Genomic DNA, 24,231 nt, shown 5'->3' on the forward strand with positions numbered 1-24,231 from the left:
GTCAACGCGTGTCTCCGAGCCCGGCGACAACACCCCCCGGATCATCAATGACAGGGCGAGAAAGTCATACCGGGCCCCGCGACCAAATCCCCGGCTTTCGGGGACCCAATAAATGTAACGGGGGGGCGCTCATCGGCTGGGCAGCCGGCCTGGACAACTTGCGCCGCCGCCCGTCCTCGGACGCCGCCAGGACAATCACCGGTTACACCGAGCGAGGGGGTAGGCAACAACCCTGCGAGGAACCGTTCACAGCTGCCGACCGGCAGGGAATCGAACATGACATCGACCGGTACCTCCGGGATGCCGGCCTCCCGCCGCGGCCGAGGGGCTACGTCTGGATGATCCGTGTCCCGGAAGGGCATGCATCATCCGAGACCTTCCTGGCTGAGGTGGACACCGCAATCATTCGAACCGCCGAAGGCACTATCAATCCGAAGCAGCTGCGGCCGATCGTCGCGGCTATTCTCCGCGATTTCTAGGCGGAGGACATTTGATCAATCAATTCGGAGCCCTGAGAACGGGCGGCGGGGGAGCTGGGCTGACAGGACCTGGAGCGATCTAGGGGAGTCCGCCCGGTCGTGAGCCCGGCAGCTCAATGGCAGCCGTGCAGGGAGCCTCCCGTGGATTCGGCGCCTATCCGGCAGCTCATTTGTCGCCGTCGGGGCCGTGCAGGGAAGCGGGCTGCCGCCCTGGGACGTCCGCAACGTTCTCGAACCGTGGTTACTCAGCTTGGAGCGTGAGCGTATTTGTCCCGCTCGTCCAGGTCAAAGTGTCTTGTGTATGAGTCATTGCAATGGGACGTTTCAAGAATTCATGAATCCATGCTTGATGTTCGCCGGCAGTACCGATGCAGCCGCTGGCGCCAGTGGCGACCTTCCCGAGGGTCATGATGTTTCCAGTAATTGTGACTGGCCCGCTGATGGGGGAGCAATCCGTTTGCATGGCCAGCTGCAGGGTACCTTCGACGGAGCTCAGTCGCACCTTGATGGTCCCGGCGGCCGTCCAGGGTAGAGCCCTACCGTTGGATGTTGCGGCGACGCTGCTGTAGGTGGAGCAAGGCGCTGTAGGCAGGAAAGCCGCGCACGTTTCCTGCGGCGGGCCGGAGGTGGCCGGGACGGGGCTGTTACTCACGGAGCTGGTCGGGGCACTCGGTGATGTTGCCGCGATTCCGGAAGCGGTGGGCGTGGAGGCTGCTGATCCCGTCACCCCTGATGGGGTGGTTGCGCATGATGTCATGAGCAATGCCGCCGCCAGAACTGAAATTCCTATTCGAAGGCGCCAGATGCGATCCATTGTTCCCCCTGGTGAATGAACGCTGAACCGAGCATAGGCTTCGACGTCCGGTTTGTCTCTGGCTTCTGCCGATGAATTGGACGATCCCGATTCACACCCATAAATCAGTCAAGGGAAATTTGTACGGCATTCACGGGCGTCCAGGAACCTGAAACTTGGGATGGCAATCACCGCTTGAGGCTTTCGGTGATTTTCCGCGTCGCTCTGTGCACAGGACCGCGGAGAGGGCCCGGGGCCAGTGATATTGCATCAGATGCAATAATCACTGTTCAACTTGACATAATGTTGATTATCGGCACTTAAAGTACGGGAGTAGGAGTAGACATTGCTCGGCGAAGCTCGTGCGGACCAAGAGCGAATTTTCTCTGCTTGCAATCGGCATGCCGCTATCCAACCATGCGAATCAGGGTCGGATCTGGCAGCCTGATTGCTGCAGCCTCAGGTGGTCAGAACCGAGACTGCATAGAGCGCATGGTCGGCGTGTTTTCGTGCAGGATGGCCTGGACGCTACATATTCGCCCTGCAGGAGCTCCTGGGGCTTTGCGGGATGTGGAGCCTGATAGTGTGATATCAGTTTCACCACTTTCACCACTTTCACCTACTTTCACCCTGGAGGTCCCGGTGCGGAACCCGTTCAAGCCCACCGCAGGGGCCACACCGCCGGACTTGATTGGGCGGGCCGGGCTCTTGGATGAATTCGAGTACGGCCTGCAGCAAGGCTCGGGAGCGCCCGGGCTTTTGACCATCATCACCGGATCCAGAGGCATCGGCAAGACAGTCATGCTGAGCGCCGCGGAACGGATCGCGGGAACTCACGGCTGGGCGGTAATCTCCCGAACAGCAAACCCCGGTTTCCTCGCCGGAATCGGCGACGACATGCTCCGGCTTGTCGAGGAACTCGGAGACGGGCCCCCAACACGGAAAATCACAGCATTCTCGGCGGCGGGGTTCGGACTAACAACGCAACTCCCCCAGGAACGGAGTGCCGACTGGCGACGGACCGGGAACGAACTTCTGCGGCTGTTGGACGCAAAAGGTACGGGACTCGTTATCACCATCGACGAGATACATGCGGTCGACCGCACAGAAATTTCCCAACTGGCCGCTGAAGTGCAGCATTTCATCCGCGACGGACTGCCCATCGGCCTCATCTTCGCCGGCCTGCCATCCGCAGTCTCCGACCTCCTCAACGAGGGAGTGGCGACCTTCCTGCGACGCGCCGACAGGATCAATCTCCACGAGGCAGCCATCGCCGAAGTCACCGCGTCCTACAGCGAGCTCTTCAGTGAGGGAGGGATAGACGTCTCCCCCGGCCTCGTCAGTGAAGCCGCGGAGGCTACCGAGGGCTACCCCTTCCTTATTCAGCTTGTGGGCTACTACCTCTGGCTGGAGGCGGGGAAGGCCAAGTGGAAACTGGATGAGAGCGGCGTGCACAGAGCCATCAGCGCCGCTCAAAGACGAAACACATTAGTAGTCGTCGAGTCAGCGCTTTCGGATATCTCCGACAAGGACCGCGAGTTCCTCGACGCCATGGCCCTTCAGGATGGATCATCGGCAGCGGGCCTGATCGGAAACATCATGACGGCCAAGCCCAACGTGGTGTCCAAGTACCGAAAGAGACTCATCGCCGCGGGCCTGATCGAGTCAGCCGGCTACGGCAGGGTGGACTTCGCAATCCCCGGACTCCGCCAATACCTCCGCGAAACAGCGTCGGCCTGATGCAGTGACGGAACGTCAGCGGAGCTCCTCGACCAGCCCGATGAAGATTCCGGCGGGGCCGCGGACGTAGCAGTAACGGTAGATGTCCCCACACGCTGCCACCTCCCCCACGAGTTCCAGGAATCGGCGGAAAGTCCGTACTGGATCATGACGGAAGAAGCTCCGGGCCGGCTCCTTGAGGACGCCGGCCCGTGCCAGGATTCGCCCCAGACGCGGGCGGTGCGCTGGACCCTGGCGGTGCGGCCGGCGCGGAGGCTGTTGAATTCCTTGATCGCGCCGTCCCAGGCTGCGGGGTTGACGCCGTCGGCAGTGAACACGGTGCCGTTGGTGACGTCCTGCAGCACTGCTGCGTCCTCGAGCGCCTGACAGGCGCCCTGGGCCAGGTACTGCAGCATCGGGTGCGCGGCGTCGCCCATCAGCACCATCCGGCCGGCCACCCAGTTTTCGATCGGATCGCGGTCGTACATGGGCCAGCGCATGCTGGTGCCCAGGTTTTTCAGCGCAGCCTGGACGGCGGGGACGCAGTCCTTGTATGCGGCCTCGAGCTCGTCGACTCCCCCGTATTGCTCCTCGCCGCGCTCAAAGGAGGCGGACTTGAAAACGGCCACGGTGTTCAGCAGTTCGCCCTTGCGCAGCGGGTACTGCACCAGGTGGCAGTCCGGTCCGAGGTAGACAATGACGTCCTCCAGGTCCGCTTTGGGTGTGTGTTCGGTTATGGGCACAGTGCCGCGGTAGGCGACGTAGGCCGAGGGGACCGGCTCGTCGCCGGCAACGAGCGGGCGCAGGGTGGACTTGAGCCCGTCGGCGCCGATGACGACGTCGGCCTCGTAGTCCACGCCGGCGGCCGTGTGGGCCACTCCCCTGCCGTTCACGGTCTCCACGCTCTCGACCATGACATCGTTGACCAGTTTCACGCCCGCCGCTTCGCAGCCCTCGAGCAGGACCCGGTGCAGGTCGCTGCGGTGGATCACCACGTAGGGCGCACCGTAGCGTTCCTCGAATTCCCCGCCGAGGCTCTGGCGCGTGAGCTCCTCGCCGGTGACGGCGTCGCGGAAGACCAGGTGCTTGGGCTGGACGCCAATCTCCAGGGCCTTGTCCAGCAGGCCCCAGCGCTTCAGGACGCGGGAGGCGTTGGGCGCCATCTGCAGCCCGGCGCCGACCTCGCCGAATTCGGGGGCCCGCTCCACGAGGGTGACGTTGGCGCCGCTTTCCCGCAGCGCAAGGGCTCCGGCCAATCCGGCCATTCCCCCTCCGATGACGAGGACATCGGTGGACAGTCCGTCGGTGGACAGGAAACCGGTGGACGGGACGTGCTCAGACATTGCTTGCTCCTGTTAGTGAAGGGGAGGTTGAGAGTTTTGATTTGAGTTTGAGCCCGACGGCGGCCAGCAGGACCGCTGCTATCGCGGCTGCACCGGCGAAGGCCAGGAAATTGGAATTGACGCCCAGTCCGGCAGCCAGCAGGAGGCCACCGATCTGGGGTGCGGCGACGGCGCCGATGCGGCCCGTCCCCAGCGCCCAGCCCAGCGCGGTCCCCCGCAGGTGCCCGGGATAGTGGCTCGCGACGGCGGCGATGATGAGGCACTGGGTGCCGTGGGTGCCGACGCCGGCGAGGACCAGCATGAGGTAGACGACCGTCACGGGCGGTCCCGTAACCAGGACCACGAGCGCGCCGGCGGCGACGGCGGCCGCGGCGATCGCCGTCGGGATCGGGCCGAACCGGGTCCCGGCCCAGGCCGTGATGACCGAGCCGGCCACCGCACCCAGGTTGAGGGCCAGGGCGAAGGTCAGGGCTGAGCCCAGGTTGTACCCGGCCAGCTGCATGAGGTTGGGCAGCCAGGTTCCCAGCCCGTACCAGGCGAACAGGGTAGCGATCGTCGCGAGGGCGAACAGCAGGCTCACCCCCAGGTAAGGGGCGCGGAGCAGAGACTTGAAGCCGATCGGCTCTTTGAGGTTGCGAGTTCCCCTGTCCTCGGCACTGACCGGGGCCAGCGTCTCGGGCAGGTATTTCAGTCCAAGAGGCACCACGATCATCAGTGCGAGCACGGCCACGAGGAACATGGACTCCCAGCCGAAAGCAGGGATCAGTTGGATGCCGACGAGGGCGGCGATGGACCCGCCGATCGGGACGCCGGACATCATCAGGGTGGCGATGGTAGACCGCCACTTAGTGGGGACCAGTTCGGCAACGAGGGCGTTCGCCGAGGGCACCAGGCCACCGAGCCCAATGCCCGCCAAGAGCCGCAGCCCCCCGAAGACGGCTGCGTTGGGGGCGAAGGCGCAGAGGATGGTGAAAATCGAGAAGACGATGGCACAGCCCAGGATGGTGCGGCGGCGGCCCCACGAGTCGGCCATCCGGCCGGCGAAGATTGCCCCGATCATCATGCCGACGAAAGCCATGGAACCAATGGTCCCGGCGGTGGCCTTGGTCAGCCCCCAACCGGTCTCGGAGATCAGGGAGGACTGGACCGTGCCGTAGACGATCAGGTCGTAGCCATCGAAGACCACCAACAGCCAGCAGACCAGGACGGCGGCTGCCGAGCCTTTGGAGAACCGTGATGCAGGCCCACCAACGGTAGAGGGGGCAGGGGCCCCCGGCGAAGACCGTTGCGGCACTGCAACAGATTGTGTGTGATTCATGCCACTCACTGTCCTAGCCGCCGCAGGTGAACCACAATACAATTCTGATGTGCAGAACAACCCATCTGGCAGAGCGGCCCGGAAGCCCGTCCAGAAACGGCCCACCTATTCCATCGAGGCGGTGGACAACGCGCTGCAGCTCCTCCAGCTGCTCCGCGACGGCGGAGCACTCCGGCTCAAGGACGCCGCCGAGGATTTGGGCGTGGCGCCCTCCACCGCCCACCGCCTGCTGGCGATGCTGGTCTACCGGGGTTTCGCCGTGCAGGATGAAAACCGCCGCTATGTCCCCGGCCCGGCAATGGGCGTCGGGCCGGCTGGCCTGAGCTGGACCCGGCTGCTCCGGTCACTGGCCCAGCCGCACATGGAGCTTCTCTCTGCACGGCTCAACGAGACGGTGAACCTCATGGTGCGCGTGGGGACGAAAGTGCGCTTCCTGGCGACGGTGGAAGGGAACAATGTGCTGCGGGTTGGTGACCGGCAGGGGACGGTGATGGCCGCCAACAAAACGTCCGGAGGCAAGGCCATGCTCGCCGAACTGGAACAGCCGATGATCGACCAGCTCTTTCGCAGCAACAATGCCGAGATTGGCGGGGACACCATTGCGGCCGCGGAGTACCCGGCGTTCCTGCGCGAGCTTGACTCCGTCCGCAGCAACGGATTCGCGGCCAATTTCGAAGGCACGGAAGAGGGCGTGAGCGCGCTCGGGATGGCCCTTCACAACCGGCACGGGCACGTGGTCGGCGCACTCAGCGTCGCCACTCCGGCGACCCGCTTCCGCCGCGTGTTTGACGCCGGACTGGTCCCCGCCCTGCGGGAAACCTGCCGGCAACTGGAGATCGATATCGCGGCCAACCCGGCCGAGCCGGACTGAGCACCGCGGCCGCCCGGTTCTGCGAATTCTGACCAGCAGAATATGTTGGGGGTCACACGCCGGCATCCGTAGAGTCGAACTACGCCAAAGAACTGTTCTGACCTACCGAGGAGGCCCACGTGTCCATCAGTGCCGAGAACACGACTCACGAATCAGTGGCCGCGGGGCACACTGCTCCGGAGCCGACGCCCGAAGAAGCTGCCCAGCTCAAAGAGCTGTACCGGGATTTTGACCGCGAAAACCTGATCCCGCTGTGGACCGAGATCGCAGACCTCATGCCGATGGTCCCGACCCCCAAGGCGGTCCCCCACGTCTGGCGGTGGAGCGACCTGTACCCGCTGGCTGCCCGTGCCGGCGATCTGGTCCCGGTGGGCCGGGGCGGGGAACGCCGGGCCATTGCCCTGGCCAATCCAGGCCTGGCCGGGACGCCGTACGCCACCCCCACGCTGTGGGCGGCCATCCAGTACCTCGGCGCCTGGGAAACGGCTCCGGAGCACCGGCACTCGCAGAACGCGTTCCGCTTCGTCGTCGAGGGCGAAGGGGTCTGGACTGTGGTGAACGGGGACCCGGTGCGGATGTCCCGCGGCGATTTCCTGCTGACCCCGGGGTGGAACTTCCACGGGCACCACAACGACACCGATGAGCCGATGGCCTGGATCGACGGCCTGGACATCCCGTTCGTGCACTACGCTGACGCCGGCTTCTTCGAATTCGGCACCGAGCGAGTCACCGACGAGGCCACCCCGAACTCCTCCCGCTCCGAGCGGCTCTGGGCGCACCCGGGCCTGCGCCCGCTGTCGGGCCTGGATGACACCACGAGCTCCCCCATTGCGGCCTACCGCTGGGAACATACGGACCGTGCCCTGTCCGAGCAGCTGCTGCTCGAGGACGAGGGCCACCCGGCCACTGTGTCCCAGGGCCACGCCGCCGTCCGCTACACCAACCCCACCACCGGCGGGGACGTGATGCCGACCATCCGGGCCGAATTCCACCGCCTGCGCGGCGGGGCCAGCACCGAGGCCGTCCGCGAGGTCGGTTCCAGCGTCTGGCAGGTCTTCGAAGGCTCCGGCTCCGTGGTCCTCAACGGCGAAACCAGGACCCTGGCCAAGGGCGACCTCTTCGTGGTCCCGTCCTGGCAGGAATGGTCGCTGCAGGCCGGAACCCAGTTTGATCTGTTCCGCTTCAGTGACGCCCCCATTTTTGAACGGCTGAACTTCAACCGCACCTACATCGAAGGACGCAACAAGTAATGAGACTCCTCACCCTCCGCACCTCTGTTGGAGACAAGACAGTAACTAAGGCCGTCCGCCAGGACGGCGACACCCTGACCGAGATCGACGGCTTCGCCGACGTCGGAGAACTGCTCCGCACCCAGGGCTGGGAAGCGACGGCGAAGGCGGCGAACGGCGCCACGTACCCGGCCGAGGGCGCCGACCTGGACGCCGTGGTCCCGTCCCCCGGCAAGATCATCTGCGTGGGCCACAACTACCGCAACCACATCAAGGAAATGGGCCGGGAAGTCCCCGAGTTCCCCACCCTGTTCGCCAAGTACCAGGAATCACTGATCGGCCCCAACGATGACCTGGCCCTGCCGCAGGAATCCGACGCCGTCGACTGGGAAGCCGAACTCGCCGTCGTGATCGGCAAAAAAGGCCGCCGGATCAGCGAAGCCAACGCCGCGGACCACATCGCCGGCTACGCCGTCCTGAACGATGTGTCCATGCGCGACTACCAGTTCCGCACCATCCAGTGGCTGCAGGGCAAGACCTGGGAGAAGTCCACCCCGTTCGGCCCGGCCCTGGTCACCAAAGACGAGTTCACCGCCGGGCCGCTGATGACCTCCGCGGTCGACGGCGAAGTCCAGCAGAGCACCCCGACAGGGGATCTCGTGTTCACCCCGGAGTTCCTGGTCTCCTACATTTCCACGATCATCACGCTGAACCCGGGCGACGTGATCGCGACCGGCACCCCGGGCGGGGTGGGCCACGCCCAGGACCCGAAGCGCTACCTGCAGGAAGGCCAGATCCTGGTCACCACCATCGAGGGACTGGGCCAGCTGAAGAACCGCGTCATCAAGGAAGCCTGATGGTTGCCCGCCAGGACCAGACGACGGACCCGGAACTGCTCGCGGCGCTGCTGCAGGCCCGGCGCGGCACGGCGTTCTTCGCCCGCAAGCTCAACGAGCTCTCCGACTCGGAGCTCGACGGCGACTCGCTGCTGCCGGGCTGGACCCGCCGCCACATCACGGCGCACATCGGCTACAACGCCCGGGCGATCGCCCGGCTCATCGAGTGGGCGGCCACCGGAGTGGAGACCCCGATGTACGCCTCCACCGAGGTCCGGGACCACGAGATCGACTTCGGCGCCACGCTGAGCCCGATCGCGCTCCGGCACCTCTTCGACCACTCCGCCGTGCACCTGAACGTCGAATGGCGCGACCTGCCCGGGGACGCCTGGCACCACAAAGTCCGCACCATCCAGGGCCGGGAAGTGCCCGCCACGGAAACGGTGTGGATGCGCAGCCGCGAAGTCTGGATGCACGCAGTCGACCTCGCCAACGGCGCGAGCTTCGCCGACATCCCGGCACCGGTGCTGGAACGGCTGCTGGCGGACATCACCGGCGCCTGGCACGCCCGCGGCACCGACAAGGGCTTCGTGGTTAAGGTCCCCGACCGCGACCTCACGTTCGGGGACACGGCGTCGGCGACCCCCACTGTGGTCTCCGGACCGCTGGCCGCCGTCGTCGAATGGGCCGCCGGCCGCGGCAATGGCGGCGTCACCGCCACCGGGCCCGGTACTGAAGCGAAAGACGGGACGGTTCCAGCCGCCCCGAAGTGGATTTGAGCACTGGCTCAACAGCCGTCAAAGCGGAAGGCCCCCTCGGCGAGGGGGCCTTCCGCATCAGGATCGCGACGCCTGCGGCCCAAAGGAACACCAAGGCATAACCTGCAGAGAGGGCCGCCAGCGTCACGCCACCGGCCGTGGCTGCTGCGGCGATGGTGCTGAACAAGGCGATGCCGAGGGAGCCGCCGATCTGCTGCGAGGCGTTGACCAACGCACTGGCCACACCGGAGTCATCCTTGTCCACGCCGAACAGGGCAAGGTTCTGCATGGGCACGAACACCATGCCCAGCCCGATGCCTAGGAGAAGCAGGGCGGGGAGCATGTTGACGAAGTAGCTGCCCTCGGCGCTGACCTGGGTGAGCCACAGCATCGCAGCCGCCATGAAGACCGGCCCCACGGTGGTCGGGATTTTGGCCCCCAGTTTCGGCAGGTTCTTCGCGACGAGCGCTGCCGTGATGATTACCGCAACCGTCATCGGCAGCGAAGCCAGCCCGGCGAGGAACGGAGCGAAGCCCAGCACGATCTGGATGTAGAAGTTGATGAACAGGATGCCGCCAATGAGGACAGCGCCGGAAAGGAACGACGCCAGGAAGGCGGCCGCGCGGTTTCGTTCGGTGGCCACGCGCAGCGGCAGGAGCGGATGCCTGACTTTGGTCTCGACCAAGACGAAGACTGCCAGGAGAACTCCACCGGCGGCAATGAAGCCCCAGGCTTCGGGGGCATCCCAGCCGTGCTCGGCGTTGGTGAAGCCGTAGACGAGGGATCCCAGGCCGAGGGCTGCCAGAATGACCCCGGGCCAGTCGTACTTGGTGGACCCCTGGGCCCTGCTGTCACTGACCAGGGACCACACGCCGAAGAGGGCGATGGCGGCAATCGGCACATTCACGAAGAAGCACCAGCGCCAGCTCACGTGTTCGGTCAAAAACCCGCCCAGCAGGACACCGGCGGCCGCGCCGACGCCGGTGATGGAGCCGAAAATCGCAAACGCCGTGCCGCGGTCCTTTCCGCCCGGAAAGGCGACGGTCAGCAGCGCCAAGGCAGCAGGGGCCAGCAGCGCAGCGAACACGCCCTGCAGCGCGCGGGCGCCGATCAGCTCCCAGGGCTGCTGCGCGATGCCGCCGACCAGGGACGCGGCGGCGAAGCCGACGGCGGCCACAAGGAACGTCCGCTTGCGGCCCCAGAAGTCTGCAATGCGTCCGCCGAGCAGCAGGAACGCGCCGAAGGCCAGCGCGTAGGCGGTGACCACCCAGGACCGCGTCGCGTCGCTGATCCCCATCTCGAGCTGGAGACGCGGCAGCGCCAGGTTCACGATCGTGCCGTCCAGCACCACCATGAACTGCGCGAGGGCGAGGAACCCCAGCGCCCACCAGCGGTTCCCTGGCCTGCTCCCTTGCCGGACGACTGCCTCTTCCAACTGTGTTGCCATACCCATGTCCCACCCTCCAAAGTAGTAATACTTATAAAAGTATAACTATCGAGGGCGACGGATCGTGACCGTGGAAGGGGGTGATGTGGGTTACTCGGGTTCGGACAGTATCGAGGCGAGGCGCTGCAGGGCCGGGAGGCTGGCGGCAATTTGCTCGCGCTCTTCAGGCAGCAGCTGGGAACTGGCCGACTCCAGCGCCCCCGCCCAGGCACCCTCGAGGAGCGCCTTGATCCGCTGGGATTCGGCCGTGGGGTGGAGGGCGACGTAGCGCTTGTCCGCGGCGTCGCGGATCCTGGTGACGAGGCCTGCGGCGACCAGCTCACGCAGCTGGACGCTGACGTTGCTGAACTGCCGGCCCAGACGGGAAGCGACTTCCGCGACGGTGATGCCGGGGTTGCTTTCGATGACGCGGAGGATTTCCAGCACGCCGTTGGACAGCGGCCGGACGCCGGTGTCATTGTGTGACTTCCGCCGGACGTCGGCGGAAATGTCGATCACGGCGACGGCCAGGGCCCGGTGGTCGACGGCCTTGTCCAGCGCTTCGCCTGCGCCAATGCTTTCCATTCCATAAGCATAGGCGTCCGTCTGCGAGGGCAGGCTTAGCCTTCGTCGCAGAGCAGGTGATACCAGTTATCGGCGAGCACCTCGAGGGCGTGTTCCCGGTTTGGTTCAAACTTCCGTCGGGTCCAGAGCGTGGCCACGTAGTCGAGCGAGGTGAAGGCAAGGGTGCCGCGAATGTGGTGCGTCTCCTCCGGGAAGCGCCCTGCCAGCTCCATTCCGCGCACGAGGTCCGAAATGACCTCCTCATGCCATCCCTCGACCAAGGCGCGCACTTCGCGGTCGATGGCGGCGGCCTCCTCGAGCACGTCGAGGTACGGGCGGAAGACCGGCCAGAGCGCCGCCCGCGACTCCAGCCAGGCCAGGATGCCCGCCAGCTCGCCCGCACGCACGACGTCGACGAGCTCGGCCGCGGTCGATCCCCGGTCGGGGCCGGCCGCGCGGTCCAGTACGGCGTTGACGCGGGCCATGAAGTCCCGCATCAGGTCGCCGCGCGTGGGGTAATAGGCGTAAAAAGTCACCCGGGTGGTGCCGGCCGCAGCGGCGATCTCATCGATCGTCGTCGCGGCGTACCCCTTCTCTGTGAAGAGCTCCAGCGCCCGTTCGACGATCACGTCGCGGGTCAGCTGCTTCTGGGCTTCTCGCAACGACGACATGGATCAATCCTAACGGTGTTGTGCGGCGTCAGGTTCGAGCGGGCGCCGCCGCACGCAGCGCGGCCGGACCGGCGTCGGCGAACCGGCGCAGCTTGGGGACGGGGATCCGGTAGTTGAGCGCGGCGGCGGTGCCGGAACCGTCCGTGTTGTCCCAGCGAAGCAGCATCGAGTCCTCGGCCCCGCCGGGCTCGCAGTAGTCGGGAGGCCCGACAGCCGGCGCGAAGCCCGCCGACTTGAGCGAGAGGCCGAAGCCCTCCGTCCAGAAGTACGGCTGGAAGTCGAACTCGGGCGCCGCGTCACCCTTGAGGAGGCCGACGCCGGCGATCCTGGCCTGGTCGATGGCGCTGGTCCACAGGGGCACCCGTTCCACCCCGCGGCGGGTCGGGAAGGACGCCACATCGCCGGCGGCGACGATGTCCGGCCGGAGCCTGCCGCGGGAATCGACCCGCAGCTGTCCGTCGATGAGAAGGTTCGAGCCGGAGAGCCAGCCGATGTTCGGCGCGTCCCCGATGGCGGTGACCACCAGGTCGGCCTCCAGCGCGGTGCCGTTGGCCAGGACGACCTTTGCCCCGGCACCGTGATCGACAAGCCGGGCCTTCCCGCCGCCGACCACGCGCAGTCCGCGCCGGATGGCGGCGGCGGTGAAGATATCCGCAAGATGGTCGCCGAGCTGACGCGCCAGGGGCTTGCCGTCGGAGACGAGGGTGACCTCGCAGCCCGCGTGCACGCAACCGGACGCGACCTCCATGCCCAGCGCTCCGCCGCCGATCACGATAACCGACGGGCGCGATGCGACGCGTTCCTTGAGGAGGATCGCATCCTCGATGGTGCGCAGGGTGAGTTCCCGGTGGGAGCCGTCCCGTTGCGGTCCGGCTGCTCCCTTCTTCTGCGTCTTTTGCGCACCCGCCCCGAGTCGCTTTGCCAGGGAACCCGAAGCGATGACGAGGCCGTCATACGGCAGCTCCCCTCCCCCGTCCAGGCGCACCAGCCGGGCCTCGACGTCCAGGCCCGTGGCGCTGACTCCGAGCAGCTCCGTTGCCTCGTGGGTCGGCTCGGGGAGCACATGGGGTTGGAGTCCGCCGTCGCTGTTCCCGTCGACGGTGTTGTCATCGACAGCGTGCAGCAGCGCCTTGGAGAGGGCCGGCCGGCTGTAGGGCTGGTGGCGCTCAGCGCCCACAACAGTGAGCTCGCCGTCGAAGCCGGCCGAGCGCAGTGAGTCGCAGGCCGTGAGTCCGGCGATGCCGTTGCCGACCACCACGATCTTTCGCATCGTCATGCCGCGGCCAAACGCAGTGCGGCAACCGGGCAGACCCTCACCGCTGCCTTCGCGGCGTCCAGGTCAGCCCCTTCCACGTCCGGGACGTCGAGTACCAGCTCGCCGTCATCGTCGAGGTGCATCAGCCGCGGCGCGGCTTCTTCGCAGAGGCCGTGTCCCTCGCAGCGGGGCCGGTCGAGTTGGATCCTCATGCTGCCACCACCTTGGCGACCTGGAGCGACTCGAGGCTCCGCGTGATGTTGCTCGGCTCCCGGACCTCGTCGGAGACCGTCAGCGTTTTCACCCTGCGGGCAAGCGCCTCAATGATCGCATGCGCTTCCAGTTTCGCCAGGCCCTGGCCGGCGCAGCCGTGCGGTCCGTAGCCGAAGGACAGGTGGTCGACCGGGTTCCGCATCACGTCGAAGGTGTCGGGATCCCCGTAGTGCCGCGGGTCGCGGTTGCCGGCCCCAAAGAGGATGCCCACCTGGGCACCTGCGGGAATCGTGACGCCCTCGATCTCCACGTCGCGCATTGCCTTGCGGCCCCAGATGTGAACCGGGGCCCAGTAGCGCAGCACTTCGGCGAACGCTGCGGGGACCAGGTCCGGGTTCTTCCGGACCAGTTCGAACTGCTCCGGGTGGCGGCCGAACAGCGCGATGATGTTCCCGATTGACGCTATTGTCGTATCAACGCCGGCTCCCAGGTACTGGTGGATGATGTGCCCCGCAGAGCCCTGGGGAATGTCGCCGCGTGTCTCGGCATCGAAAATACCGCGGCCGATTGAGCCGGGTGTGAGGTCTTCTGCAGTGACCGACGAGCACCAGCCGTAGAGTTCGCCGGCGATCGGGAAGCTCTCCTGGGTGCGCTGGTTCAGCGGGCCGATGACCTGCATCGCGGCCTGGCCCCAGCGCAGCATGTTGTCCTTGACGTGTCCGCTGAAGCCAATGAGGTCGGCAACGATTTCGATCGGGAAGGCCCGCGCCAGGGAATCGATGGCCTCGAAGCTGCCGCTGGCGGCGAGCTCGGCGACGAGCTTGTCCGCCTTTTCGTCGATGACGACTTTCAGGCCGCGGAGCGCCCGGGGGGTGAGGTTCTGTGACAGCGTGGCGCGGAGCTGCGTGTGGACGGGCGGGTCGGAGGCAAGCGAGGTGCCCTGCAGCGCCTCGTTCACCATGGGGTTGAAGCCGATGCTGGTGGACGAGAAGGTCTCCGGATCGCCGAGCGCATCGCGGATGACGTCGTAGCGCGTCAGGACGTAGAGGTCGTTCTTGGGGAGGTGGACCACTGCTGCCTGCTCGCGGAGCGTGGCGTAGGTGGGGTAAGGATCGACCAGGACGTCGTCGTCCCAGATGTCGATGCCGGATTCGGTGGGTGCAGTCACAGTGTTCTCCTTGTGGAAGGTAGGTGGTCAGGTCAGTGCCGGAGGCCGTCAGGCTTAGACGGCGGCCTCGGCGTTTGCTTCGATGGTCTCAGCGATGGCCTCGGGCGCCGGCGCCGAGGACCGGGCAGAGATGAAGAGGGTGAGAGTGGCGGAGAGGATCGCCGCGATGCCCGCGGTGAGGTATACAGCCTGGAACCCCTGGCCCAGTGAGGTCCCTGCCACGCCTTGGATGTGCGGCTGTGCGGCGTTGAGGGCCTGGACCATACCGTCGACCGCCGGGGTGGGCGCGCCGCCGGCCAGTGCCTGGCCGGAGAACTGGGCGATGACCCCGTCCCAGCCGGCGAGGAAGCCCAGCGGCGGCACGTTCGCCAGCCCGCTGACGGCCTCTGCGGGCAGCCCCGCCCCGCCGAGGATCCCGGCAAGGGGACCCGCGAAGGCCGTGGCTCCGATGCCGAAGGCGATGGCTGAGCCTACAACGGGGCCGAGGGCGAAGCCGAGGTCGCGCAGGAGGTTCGTTGTCGCCGAAGCCATGCCGATCTGCTGGGGCGGGACGGTGTTGATGGCAACAGCGGTGACGGAACCGACGGTGAGCGCGAATCCGATACCCAACAGCAGGAGCGGCGGAATGAAGGCCGTCCACGGGGTGCCGCCGAAGGCCTCCGGAGTGCCGAGGGCGAATGTCGAGAGCCAGAAACCGGAGACTGCCATGAGGACGAAGCCCGCGGTAAGCACCCAGCGCGGTGCTACGTGGTGGATGAGCCACCCCACCACCGGGATGAAGGCGAATGCCGGGCCCTGGATGAAGACGAACAGCACACCGACCTTCCAGGTTTCGGCCAGCGCGAGTCCACTGACGGCGACGCTGGTGCTGAAGCAGATCGCGAGGAAGGCGAACATGCCGGTGACCGCCACAATGCCGGTGATCGAGTAGGCGCTGTTCTTGAACAGCGACAGGTGAATCAGTGGCTGCGCGGTGCGTGATTCGATGACGATGAAGGAGACCAGGAGGATTCCGCCGGCGACGTAGCTCGCAATCACCTGGGCGCTGCCGAAGCCGGCATCAACCGCTGTCACCGTGGCGTAGAGGACGGCGATAAGTCCGAGCGCGAGCGTAATCTGGCCGGGGATGTCCAACTTGCGCCCCTCGGCTGCTGCGGAGTCCTTCGCCCGGAGCGCGACGAGGAGTACGAGCACGGCAATGGCGGCCGCAACCAGGTAGGCCGCCCGCCAGCCGCTGAACTCGTTCGGCGCACCCGGCGCAGCACCCGGCACTGTGAAGAATTGCGCGGTGAAGCCAGCGAGCACTGGGGAGATGACCGCGCCGAGGGACAGGAACCCGGCCCACGTGGCGATGACCTTCGCCCGTGCGCGGTGATCCGGCGTAATCGCGGCGATCATGGACAGCGAGATGGGGAACAGGATGCCCGCCCCGATGCCGCCGACGGCTTGGGCGGCGATCATCATCTCAGTTGTCGGTGCCAGCGCTGCCAGGACGGAGCCGACGATGCTGACCCCGGTTCCGATGTACAGAAGCTTCTTGCGTCCGAACAGGTCACCCAGGAGGCCCCAGCTGAGCTCGAACACGACAATACCCATCAAGAACATGCCCGCGATCCAGGTCAGGCCCGCGCCTGAAGTATGGAATTCCGCGGCGAACGTGCCGCTGAGGGCGCCCGGCAGCGCGTTCGTGATCTGGGCCAGTGTGACCGCGCTGTAGGCGGCCACGAACGTCGCTCGTACCGAGCCGCGGCTCGGTACCGAAATGGTCTGACTCATCGATGAAACTCCTTTGTTTCCGGTCGATTCTCCGGTGATGCGCCATGACTGGTGCCCTGCCGGAGCAAGAGCCGGCAGGCGGAGGGTGGATGTGGCTCTCACCACAGTCTGATGTCAATCTTTACAGGATGTCAAGAAAATGTACTCAACGTTTATTTCATGAATGTACCGGCATCCAAGGGACTTGTACGGTGCGTCTGTTTTCTTGACACGATGTAAAGAAAGGTGTGATGCTGGCTACACCGCAACGGGGCTACGGCACGGTCAGGCACCGCGGCGCCCCTGTATTCAGCACCCGATCTTCAAGGGAGAAGCCAAGTGAGTCACACCACACCCGTCGATAGTGGGGACGCGTTCCACGCCCCCACCGGGCAAACCGTCAATACCGTATTGGGCCCCGTCCCTGCCGCGGAGCTGGGCGTTGTCGCGCTCCATGAGGCCTTGTTGTCAGTGGTCCCGGGCGCCCAGTACGCCCCTGAGATCTCCATGGACCGGGCGGAGATCTTCGAGGCCCTGGCGGCCAAGCTCGCGGACTTCCGCGAGCACGGCGGGCAGACGATCGTCGACAGCACGGGCATGTTCCACGGCCGCGACCTCAAGCTCTACGAGGCGTTGTCCCGCACCACCGGCGTCCACATCGTCGCCTCCACGGGCCTGGGCCCGGAGGAAGAACTCGGCGGATACTTCCTGACGCCGCAGACCAACCCGCCCACCCCGTGGCCGGCCGACAAGTTCGCCGATCTCTTCGGCAAGGAGGTCACTGAGGGGATGGTGGTTCCCCGGGTGGAGCGCCGCGCCGCCGCCGGCATCGTCGCGACCATTGCCGACCGCGCCGGCATGACCCCGACCGAGGAAAGCCTGTTCCGCGGCTCCGCCCGCGCCGCCAGGAACACCGGCGTCCCGGTCTCCATCCGTTTCGGCGACGATGTCCTGCACGATCTGGACATCGTCCTGGACGAGCAGCTCCGAGCCGACCGGGTGCTCGTCGGCGACCTGGACCGCAAGGACGCTGCCGGCTCCGCCATCGAGGTGGCCGGCCGGGGCGCCTTCGTCGGCATTGACCACGTGGGCCTGAACGACCACGCGGACTACCTCACCGACCATGACCGCGCCGAACTGGTGCTCGGGCTCGTCAAGGCAGGCCATGCCGACAGGATCATCCTCTCCGGCAACTCGATCGGCGTTGCCAAAGGTCTGCCGGAGTACAACCTGCCCTACAGCCACGTCCTGACGACGTTCGTGCCGTTCCTCAAGGCCCACGGACTGAGCGACGAAGACGCCCGGCGCATCCTCGTGGATAACCCGCGCAACCTGCTGACCGTGCACTAAGCACGCCCCGGCCCACCCACAACAAGCTTTCGAAACCATGAGGTGAACGAATGACCAAGGTCAACACCGTGCTGGGAACCATCCCGGCCGAAGAACTGGAAATCGTGGCGGTCCACGAACACATCGGCTACGGCATGCCCGGGTCCGAACTGGACACCAAATGGTGGAAGTCGCCGGAGCAGGCTTACGAGGAAACCGTGCCGAAGCTGCGGAAGTTCCGCGAATACGGCGGCGGCACCTTCGTGGACGCCACGGGCATCTGCAACGGTCGCGACGTCGACTACTACAAGTCCCTGTCCCGGAAGACGGGCGTGCACATCGTTGCCTGCACCGGCTTCGTCGGCGGCGACACCGCCCTGCCGCACTTCTCCCGCGCGAGCGTGGACTACCTCACGGAGGTCTTCATCCACGAGATCACCGTCGGCATCGGCAACACGGGCGCCAAGGCCGGCGTCATCAAGGTCGGCGTCAGCCGCGGCGGACGCATGACGGACTTGGACAAGCGCATTTACCGGGCCGCGGCCCGCGCCGCCGTCGTCACCGGCGCTCCGGTCCTGACTCATCTGGCCATCGACCCGGAACCGGCAGTGAACATCTTCAACGAAGAGGGCCTCCCGCTGGACCGCGTGCTCTTCGGCCACGCCGACGACGGCCTGAACGCTCCGGTCACCCCGCACGATTGGATCTACGAGCAGGGCGGCCGCATCGGCTTCGACACGTTCGGCTACGACCTCGAGCTGCCGGATCCGCCGTTTTGGGGCCGCAAACGTGCCGAACGCATGGAGCACTTCGTCAACCTGGTGAACAAGGGCTATGCGGACAAGCTCCTCGTCTCGGCGGACGCAAACTGCAGTCCGCTGGGCTGGCCGGGCGTGAAGGGCCACACCATCAACTACATCTTCGAGGACATGATCCCCGACATGCGCGCGGCCGGCATCGACGACGCCACGGTCAAACTCCTGCTTGAGGACAACCCGGCCGAGTTCCTGTCCCTTCACGCCTGATCCCGGACAGGCCAGCACAACTTGCCCGTTCCGCCACACATGGCCCGGGTCCAGAAAGAGTCAAGAAAGAGATGAAACCATGAAGGCTGAAGACATCAAGAACCTCAAGATCGCCATCGTCGGCGCAGGGTACGGCGGCGCAGCGGCGGCCAAGGCCCTGAGCCTGCTCGGTGCCGACGTCAGCGTGTACGAACAGGCATCCCAGATGCGGGAGGTCGGCGCCGGCATCGGGCTGCGTCCTGCCACCATGCACCGGTTCAGCCAGTGGGGCATCTTCGACACGATCGCGAACGTAAGCTCCCCGAGCGACTACTTCGAAATCCTCACCGCCACGGGTGAGCCGATCATGAAGGACACCTGGCCTGAGTTCGGCGAGCAGAGCCAGACCCACCTCATCCACCGCGGCGACTTCATCGATGCCCTCCTGAGCGTGCTGCCGCAGGGCATGGTGCACCTTGGCCACAAGCTGGAGACCATCGAGGACAAGGGCAGCCGCTCCGTCCTGACCTTCACCAACGGCAAGACGGTCGAGGCGGACCTGGTGGTCGGCGCCGACGGCATCAAGTCAGTCGTGCGCGAGCAGCTCTTCAGCGGCAAGGGCCCGGTGTTCTCCGGCGAACACGCCTACCGCGCTGTGATCTCCGCCGACGACGCCCACGGCATGGTGGTGGACGACAACCTGCGGATGTACATGGGCAGGGGCACGAAGGTCTACCTGCTGCCGCTGCGCCACCGCAACCAGATGTCCTTCGATATCACCGCACTGTGCCCGGACAGCACCTGGGCCCCCACCATCACGAAGGATGACCTCGTGGCGACGGTGGAGGGCTTCGACGAGCGGATCGTCAATATCGCCCGCGGCCTCGACATGGACACCGTCAACATCCGCGCCGTCTACGACATCGACCCGGTCGACACATGGCACACGGACTCCGTCGTGCTCATGGGCGATGCGGCCCACTCGATGCTGCACCACCAGGGCCAGGGCGCCAACTCGGCCATCGAGGATGCCGGCGCGCTCGCCGATGCCTTGGCGGAGGCCGGCACGGTCAAGGATGCACTGGCCCTGTTCCAGGCAACCCGCAAGCCGGTAACGGACGAGCTGCAGCGCATCTCGCGTCAAGGGTGGACCGAGGACGAGGTCAATGACGTCTTCCCGGGGCAAAAGCCCACGTCCCAGAAGCCCGCCGCCGTCAACGCACCAGCAGAGTCGAAGGCCTGACCCATGACCATCCATCCCGAAATTGCCAAGATCCTCAGCACCCTGCCGGCGCCCGACGGGTCGCCGCTGAACCCCGGGGCCATGCGCGCCGGCGAGGCCGCGCAAATTCCCGCCTTGGCGGACCGTCTGCCGCTGCACTCCGTCGAGGACGCCACCGCAGTGACGCCACCGGGCGAGGTGCCCGTGCGGATCTACACGCCGGCCGGGGCCGACGCTCATGGGCTTCTGGTGTACCTCCACGGCGGGGCGTTCTTCCTCGGCAGCCTGGACACGCACGACCACGTTGCCCGGGCCCTGGCCAAGGAGACCGGTCATAAGGTCATCTCTGTCGGCTACCGCCTGGCGCCTGAGGCCGCTTTCCCTGCCGGCCTCGACGACTGCTACGGGGTGGTCCGTTGGGCCGCCGAGCAGGGTACGAGCCTGGGCTGGGACGGGAAGAACCTCGCCATCGCCGGCGACAGTTCGGGCGGCAACCTCGTCGCCGCCGTCGCCGCGAGAGCCCACGACGACGGGTTTGACCGGATCACGCATCAGGTCCTCTTCTACCCGTCCCTGGACCTGGACTTCGACGTCGACCGCTACGCCTCGCTGCGGGAGAACGCCGAAGGATTCGGACTGGAGACGGCGGGCCTCAAGCCTTTCAACTCCTTTTACCTTGAGAACGGGGCGGACCCGGCGGACCCGCTCGTCTCCCCCATCAAGCGCGATGACCTCGCAGGCCTGCCGGCTGCGCTCATCATCACCGCCGAGCACGACCCCCTGCGCGATGAGGGCGAACTTTACGGCCAGCGGCTGGCGGAGGCCGGCGTCGTGGCGACCGTCAGCCGCTACGCGGGGGCCAACCACGGCTTCGTCCAGAACTTTTCCTGGATCCCGGAGTTCTACCGTGCCTTCGAAGAGGCAGGCGACTTCCTGAACGCGGGGGCCGGGCAATGACGGGGCCAGTCGCTGTTCATCCCCTGGTCTCGCCGTGGGGCCGGTTCGGACTCTACAGCTTCTTCATCGACGCTCCCGAGCCCGCCATTGTCGACACCGGGATCGCGTCTTCGCCTGCCGAAGGCATGGTCCCGGCACTGGAGGCGATCGGCCGCCGGATCGAGGATGTGCGCTGGATCCTGCTGACCCACGGCCACATCGACCATCTCGGCGGTGCGCACGCCCTATGGGAACTCACCGGACGGCGCGCAAAGGTCGTGATCCACGAGGCCGACGCGCCTCTGCTGCGCTCCCGGCGCGCGCACGTCGACCAGTACGTGGACGTGCGCCAGCAGTACATCGACAATCCGAATGCCGTCGAGGAGCAGACGAAAGCCGCGAACGACGTCATCTCCGGCGAGATGGAGCCGACCATGCTGGTTAAGGGCGGCGAGACCCTCGCCCTGGGCGGGGACGTCACCGTCTCGGTCCACCACATCCCCGGCCACACGGCCGGGTCCGTCGCCTACGTCGTGGACGGGCAGCAGTCGGTCTTCGTCGGCGACGCCGTGCAGATCCACGGAGCGGCCAACGGCTTCCCCGGCTACGAGGATCCGGCCGCCTACCGCTCAAGCCTGCAGTACCTGCGCGACGTCGTCCGCCCGCAACACCTGTACCTGGGCCACCCGTACCGGGGCGCTGACGGCGTGCCGTACGGCGTTGAACTGGACCGTGAGGCGGCCCGGAACGCCCTGCAGGAAAGCCTGGACCTCGAGGCCCGAATCGACGACGCCGCCCGCCGGTACCTTCGCGACGGCCTCCAGGAGACGTACTCGCCATACTCGCCCTTCGCCCGCGTCGCCGCGGAACTCGGCTACGCGGGCGACCCCAGCCTCGAGCCGTCCCCGTTCTTCACGACGCTCCACGGCTACCGCACGGCCTTTGACCGCCTGACCAAAGATGAGGAGCTTCGCACCCATGGATGACCTGAAGATGTTGGATGCCGGCGGAGAGAAAATCGCCGTCCGCAAGGACCTCCGGGTCCCGATGCGGGACGGCGTCGAGCTCGCCGCGGACGCCTATCACGGTACCGGGGACAAACCGCGCCCCGCCCTCGTGGCCCTGAGCCCCTACGGCAAAGAATTGCAGGCGCTGGCCCTCACAACCCCGCCACAGCGGCGCCCCAGCCCGATGTGGGACGGCTGCATCGAGGCCGGCGACATCGCCCGCATCGTCAAAGAGGACTACGTCCACGTCATCGGCGACCTGCGCGGCTCGGGCCACTCCGGCGGCGAACATATCGGCAACTACAACGCCGGTGGCGTGTCGCTTGGCCAGGACGCCTACGACTTCATCGAGTGGGTCGCCGGGCAGCCGTGGTGCGACGGCAACGTCGGGATGGTCGGCATCTCCTATTTCGGCTCCATGCAGGTGCTGGCAGCGGCCGAGCGGCCGCCGCACCTGAAGGCGATCTTTGTCTCCGGCGGCCACTACGACTTCTACGAGACCACCTACCACGGCGGCATCATGTGGTTCATGCCGCGTGCCGCACGCGAGGGCCGCGGCGGCGACTCCGGCTGGGCGTTCACCGACAACGTCAAGTCCCGCATGATCGAGAAGTACTCCCCCGCGGAATTGAAGAAGCTCGTCGCCGCGCGCCTCGAGGATCCCGACGTGGCCGCCTGGCCGAACCTGGTCCATGTCCTGAACTACCCGAAGAACCACGAGGCCTGGTTCGACATTGTGATGAACGAGCTCGACGGGGACTGGTACGAGGAGCGCAACCCCATCACGCTGGCCCCGAACATCGACATCCCGGTCTACCTGCAGATCGACCAGGGCCGCGGCTGGACGATGGACGGCACGATTGAGCTGTTCAACGAGCTGAAGGGCCCCAAGAAGCTGGACATCGGCCCGTACCCGCCTATGCAGTCGCGTCCCTTCATCGAAGAACACGACAAGATGTTCCGGTGGTACGACTACTGGATCAAGGGCATCGACAACGGCGTCATGGACGAGCCGGCCGTGAGCGTCTTCGTGGAGGGCTCGCGTGAGCTGGTGACTGCGGAGGCGTGGCCGCCGAAGGACGTCGAGTACAGGTCCCTCTATCTGCGCCCGCGGCACAAACTGTCGACCGAGCCCGAGCTGATGGGCGCGGAGTACGCCGCCCCGGACGGCTTCTACCAGGCGCCGCTGACAGTGACCGACAAGGTGGAGATCATCAGCTGGTCCACCCCTGCCTTCGAGGAGGACACGGAGATGATCGGCACCGGTGCCGCGCACATCTTCGCCGAAATCGACCAGCCGGACACCAACTTCATCCTCCGCCTGTGGGACTACGCGCCCACCGGCGCGCGCCAGCTGATCACCAGCGGATACCTGAAGGCCTCGCACCGCGAACTTGACGACCGCAGCACCGAGGGCAACCCGCACCACCCGCACACCCGCACTGTGCCGGTGGAGCCGGGGACGATCGAGGAGTACGTCCTGCGCCTCTATCCGTTCGCGAACACCTTCAAGCCGGGCCACAAGCTCACCGCAGAGCTCTCCAACGGGGAGCCGCTGGCCGACGAGCACAACGCGCTGCTGCCGCCGGACGCCTTCCACCTGCCGGTGGGCCGGCCCGTCACCCACAAGATCTACCGCGACGCCGCCCACCAGTCCAGGCTGGTCCTGCCGTTCACCTCCCGCCAGCCGGCGGATGGCCAGACGGCGGACGTCCAGGCGCACTGATGCCGTGCGGCAGCTGACAACGCCGGGGCGCAGCCAACAGGCTGCGCCCGACCATCAGATCCAGTGAAGTATCGCGGTCCACGGTCCAGCCGAGCCGCATCCAGCGCCGGGAAAAGAACTCCAGTTCGCCGAAGGCCAGCGCGCACCGGACCCGGCGGCTGGCCGGGTCAAAACGCCCGGCGCTGTCGAGGCCCGCCTGCATGTCATCGATCGCCGTGTCGAACCACTGGTCCAAAGCCGCCTGGATGTCCGGCTCGCTGGCCGCGGCCTGGTGAGCCGCCACCACATAGGGGCGGATGTCGGCCCACTGGTCAAATTTCCGGGCCAGCCAGACCCTTATCAGCTCACGGTCCCCGGACTCCACCACCGAATGCAGCGGCGGGACATCGGCCTCCGTCAGCATCTCGTTGGACCGCTCGACGAGCGAGCGCATGAGCTGGGCTTTGGACGGAAAATGCGAATAGAAGGTTGCCCTGGTGGTGCCCACGGCAGCGGAAATGTCATCCACCGTGGTGGCGGCGAACCCTTTCTCCTCGAAAAGCTCCAGCCCCTTGTCGAGGAAAAGCCGGCGGGTCATCTGCTTTTGAGCGTCTCGAATGCTTGCCACGC

The 24,231-nt window shown here is 66.3% G+C and carries 22 protein-coding genes; 12 read left to right on the forward strand and 10 right to left on the reverse strand.

Features of this window, described 5'->3' with window-relative positions; all coding sequences use genetic code 11:
• The first annotated feature begins 47 nt into the window (after positions 1-47).
• Both AC1DZV_RS00880 and AC1DZV_RS00885 read left to right on the forward strand, forming a co-directional pair.
• Positions 48-479, forward strand: a complete 432-nt coding sequence (locus AC1DZV_RS00880; protein ID WP_476952714.1) for a DUF5956 family protein — start codon at positions 48-50, stop codon at positions 477-479.
• A 1,435-nt stretch (positions 480-1,914) separates the two neighbouring features.
• Entirely contained in the window at positions 1,915-3,012 is a 1,098-nt protein-coding gene (locus AC1DZV_RS00885) for an ATP-binding protein (RefSeq protein WP_476952832.1), read from the forward strand.
• Here AC1DZV_RS00885 and AC1DZV_RS00890 read toward each other — a convergent pair.
• Together AC1DZV_RS00890 and AC1DZV_RS00895 are read right to left on the reverse strand one after the other, a co-directional pair.
• Positions 2,946-4,334 carry an FAD-dependent oxidoreductase gene (locus AC1DZV_RS00890; protein ID WP_476952715.1) on the reverse strand — a complete coding sequence of 463 codons (1,389 nt, stop codon included), beginning with the start codon at positions 4,332-4,334 and terminating at the stop codon, positions 2,946-2,948. The genes AC1DZV_RS00885 and AC1DZV_RS00890 overlap by 67 nt on opposite strands.
• Positions 4,327-5,652 (reverse strand): MFS transporter, encoded by a 1,326-nt coding sequence (locus AC1DZV_RS00895; RefSeq protein ID WP_476949550.1) that lies wholly within the window; start codon positions 5,650-5,652, stop codon positions 4,327-4,329. Before AC1DZV_RS00895 ends, AC1DZV_RS00890 begins: the two co-directional genes overlap by 8 nt.
• A gap of 49 nt (positions 5,653-5,701) precedes the next feature.
• Here AC1DZV_RS00895 and AC1DZV_RS00900 point away from each other — a divergent pair, with 49 nt between their 5' ends.
• The 4 genes from AC1DZV_RS00900 to AC1DZV_RS00915 all read left to right on the forward strand — a co-directional run bounded on the left by AC1DZV_RS00900 (position 5,702) and on the right by AC1DZV_RS00915 (position 9,367).
• A complete protein-coding gene (locus AC1DZV_RS00900; protein WP_476952716.1) occupies positions 5,702-6,523 on the forward strand; it encodes an IclR family transcriptional regulator in 822 nt (273 codons plus the stop codon).
• 119 nt (positions 6,524-6,642) lie between these two features.
• Positions 6,643-7,773, forward strand: a complete 1,131-nt coding sequence (locus AC1DZV_RS00905; RefSeq protein ID WP_476952717.1) for a cupin domain-containing protein — start codon at positions 6,643-6,645, stop codon at positions 7,771-7,773.
• Positions 7,773-8,609, forward strand: a complete 837-nt coding sequence (locus AC1DZV_RS00910; protein ID WP_243177552.1) for a fumarylacetoacetate hydrolase family protein — start codon at positions 7,773-7,775, stop codon at positions 8,607-8,609. Before AC1DZV_RS00905 ends, AC1DZV_RS00910 begins: the two co-directional genes overlap by 1 nt.
• Positions 8,609-9,367, forward strand: a complete 759-nt coding sequence (locus tag AC1DZV_RS00915) for a maleylpyruvate isomerase family mycothiol-dependent enzyme (RefSeq protein ID WP_476952718.1) — start codon at positions 8,609-8,611, stop codon at positions 9,365-9,367. Before AC1DZV_RS00910 ends, AC1DZV_RS00915 begins: the two co-directional genes overlap by 1 nt.
• Here the strand turns inward: AC1DZV_RS00915 and AC1DZV_RS00920 are convergent.
• From AC1DZV_RS00920 to AC1DZV_RS00950, 7 genes are all read right to left on the reverse strand, one after another.
• A complete protein-coding gene (locus AC1DZV_RS00920) occupies positions 9,300-10,793 on the reverse strand; it encodes an MFS transporter (protein WP_476952719.1) in 1,494 nt (497 codons plus the stop codon). The two genes, AC1DZV_RS00915 and AC1DZV_RS00920, sit on opposite strands and share 68 nt — an antisense overlap.
• 90 nt (positions 10,794-10,883) lie before the next feature.
• Positions 10,884-11,357, reverse strand: coding sequence for a MarR family winged helix-turn-helix transcriptional regulator (locus tag AC1DZV_RS00925; protein ID WP_476952720.1), 474 nt, complete (start codon positions 11,355-11,357; stop codon positions 10,884-10,886).
• Between the two features lie 35 nt (positions 11,358-11,392).
• Positions 11,393-12,007, reverse strand: coding sequence for a TetR/AcrR family transcriptional regulator (locus AC1DZV_RS00930; RefSeq protein ID WP_476945166.1), 615 nt, complete (start codon positions 12,005-12,007; stop codon positions 11,393-11,395).
• Positions 12,008-12,035: 28 nt separating this feature from the next.
• A complete protein-coding gene (locus AC1DZV_RS00935) occupies positions 12,036-13,283 on the reverse strand; it encodes an NAD(P)/FAD-dependent oxidoreductase (protein WP_476952721.1) in 1,248 nt (415 codons plus the stop codon).
• A complete protein-coding gene (locus tag AC1DZV_RS00940; protein WP_243177561.1) occupies positions 13,280-13,474 on the reverse strand; it encodes a ferredoxin in 195 nt (64 codons plus the stop codon). Before AC1DZV_RS00940 ends, AC1DZV_RS00935 begins: the two co-directional genes overlap by 4 nt.
• Complete coding sequence (locus tag AC1DZV_RS00945) at positions 13,471-14,643, reverse strand: cytochrome P450 (protein WP_476952722.1); 1,173 nt, start codon at positions 14,641-14,643, stop codon at positions 13,471-13,473. Before AC1DZV_RS00945 ends, AC1DZV_RS00940 begins: the two co-directional genes overlap by 4 nt.
• Before the next feature lie 54 nt (positions 14,644-14,697).
• On the reverse strand, positions 14,698-16,419 hold the full coding sequence (locus tag AC1DZV_RS00950; protein WP_476952723.1) for an MFS transporter: 1,722 nt from the start codon (positions 16,417-16,419) through the stop codon (positions 14,698-14,700).
• Between the two features lie 318 nt (positions 16,420-16,737).
• On the opposite strand from AC1DZV_RS00950, the gene AC1DZV_RS00955 reads away from it, so the two are divergent.
• The 6 genes from AC1DZV_RS00955 (at position 16,738) to AC1DZV_RS00980 (ending at position 23,622) form a co-directional block, all read left to right on the forward strand.
• Positions 16,738-17,748 carry a phosphotriesterase family protein gene (locus AC1DZV_RS00955; RefSeq protein WP_476949559.1) on the forward strand — a complete coding sequence of 337 codons (1,011 nt, stop codon included), beginning with the start codon at positions 16,738-16,740 and terminating at the stop codon, positions 17,746-17,748.
• 50 nt (positions 17,749-17,798) lie between these two features.
• Complete coding sequence (locus tag AC1DZV_RS00960) at positions 17,799-18,752, forward strand: phosphotriesterase family protein (protein WP_476949560.1); 954 nt, start codon at positions 17,799-17,801, stop codon at positions 18,750-18,752.
• Between the two features lie 79 nt (positions 18,753-18,831).
• On the forward strand, positions 18,832-19,974 hold the full coding sequence (locus tag AC1DZV_RS00965) for an FAD-dependent monooxygenase (RefSeq protein ID WP_476945160.1): 1,143 nt from the start codon (positions 18,832-18,834) through the stop codon (positions 19,972-19,974).
• 3 nt (positions 19,975-19,977) lie between these two features.
• Positions 19,978-20,910, forward strand: coding sequence for an alpha/beta hydrolase (locus tag AC1DZV_RS00970; protein WP_476949561.1), 933 nt, complete (start codon positions 19,978-19,980; stop codon positions 20,908-20,910).
• On the forward strand, positions 20,907-21,875 hold the full coding sequence (locus tag AC1DZV_RS00975) for an MBL fold metallo-hydrolase (protein ID WP_476949562.1): 969 nt from the start codon (positions 20,907-20,909) through the stop codon (positions 21,873-21,875). The genes AC1DZV_RS00970 and AC1DZV_RS00975 overlap by 4 nt, the downstream gene beginning before the upstream one ends.
• On the forward strand, positions 21,868-23,622 hold the full coding sequence (locus AC1DZV_RS00980; RefSeq protein ID WP_028276327.1) for a CocE/NonD family hydrolase: 1,755 nt from the start codon (positions 21,868-21,870) through the stop codon (positions 23,620-23,622). The genes AC1DZV_RS00975 and AC1DZV_RS00980 overlap by 8 nt, the downstream gene beginning before the upstream one ends.
• Here AC1DZV_RS00980 and AC1DZV_RS00985 read toward each other — a convergent pair.
• Complete coding sequence (locus AC1DZV_RS00985) at positions 23,570-24,229, reverse strand: TetR/AcrR family transcriptional regulator (RefSeq protein WP_476952724.1); 660 nt, start codon at positions 24,227-24,229, stop codon at positions 23,570-23,572. The two genes, AC1DZV_RS00980 and AC1DZV_RS00985, sit on opposite strands and share 53 nt — an antisense overlap.
• Between the last annotated feature and the right edge of the window lie 2 nt (positions 24,230-24,231).

Source organism: Arthrobacter sp. P1_D12, assembly GCF_056406175.1.

Bases quoted from the DNA above. Each gene is read 5' to 3' on its own strand.
- AC1DZV_RS00880 (WP_476952714.1), top strand. From the start codon at position 48: ATGACAGGGCGAGAAAGTCATACCGGGCCCCGCGACCAAATCCCCGGC.
- AC1DZV_RS00890 (WP_476952715.1), bottom strand. From the start codon at position 4,334: ATGTCTGAGCACGTCCCGTCCACCGGTTTCCTGTCCACCGACGGACTG.
- AC1DZV_RS00895 (WP_476949550.1), bottom strand. From the start codon at position 5,652: ATGAATCACACACAATCTGTTGCAGTGCCGCAACGGTCTTCGCCGGGG.
- AC1DZV_RS00910 (WP_243177552.1), top strand. From the start codon at position 7,773: ATGAGACTCCTCACCCTCCGCACCTCTGTTGGAGACAAGACAGTAACT.
- AC1DZV_RS00915 (WP_476952718.1), top strand. From the start codon at position 8,609: ATGGTTGCCCGCCAGGACCAGACGACGGACCCGGAACTGCTCGCGGCG.
- AC1DZV_RS00920 (WP_476952719.1), bottom strand. From the start codon at position 10,793: ATGGCAACACAGTTGGAAGAGGCAGTCGTCCGGCAAGGGAGCAGGCCA.
- AC1DZV_RS00925 (WP_476952720.1), bottom strand. From the start codon at position 11,357: ATGGAAAGCATTGGCGCAGGCGAAGCGCTGGACAAGGCCGTCGACCAC.
- AC1DZV_RS00930 (WP_476945166.1), bottom strand. From the start codon at position 12,007: ATGTCGTCGTTGCGAGAAGCCCAGAAGCAGCTGACCCGCGACGTGATC.
- AC1DZV_RS00935 (WP_476952721.1), bottom strand. From the start codon at position 13,283: ATGACGATGCGAAAGATCGTGGTGGTCGGCAACGGCATCGCCGGACTC.
- AC1DZV_RS00940 (WP_243177561.1), bottom strand. From the start codon at position 13,474: ATGAGGATCCAACTCGACCGGCCCCGCTGCGAGGGACACGGCCTCTGC.
- AC1DZV_RS00950 (WP_476952723.1), bottom strand. From the start codon at position 16,419: ATGAGTCAGACCATTTCGGTACCGAGCCGCGGCTCGGTACGAGCGACG.
- AC1DZV_RS00960 (WP_476949560.1), top strand. From the start codon at position 17,799: ATGACCAAGGTCAACACCGTGCTGGGAACCATCCCGGCCGAAGAACTG.
- AC1DZV_RS00965 (WP_476945160.1), top strand. From the start codon at position 18,832: ATGAAGGCTGAAGACATCAAGAACCTCAAGATCGCCATCGTCGGCGCA.
- AC1DZV_RS00970 (WP_476949561.1), top strand. From the start codon at position 19,978: ATGACCATCCATCCCGAAATTGCCAAGATCCTCAGCACCCTGCCGGCG.
- AC1DZV_RS00975 (WP_476949562.1), top strand. From the start codon at position 20,907: ATGACGGGGCCAGTCGCTGTTCATCCCCTGGTCTCGCCGTGGGGCCGG.
- AC1DZV_RS00980 (WP_028276327.1), top strand. From the start codon at position 21,868: ATGGATGACCTGAAGATGTTGGATGCCGGCGGAGAGAAAATCGCCGTC.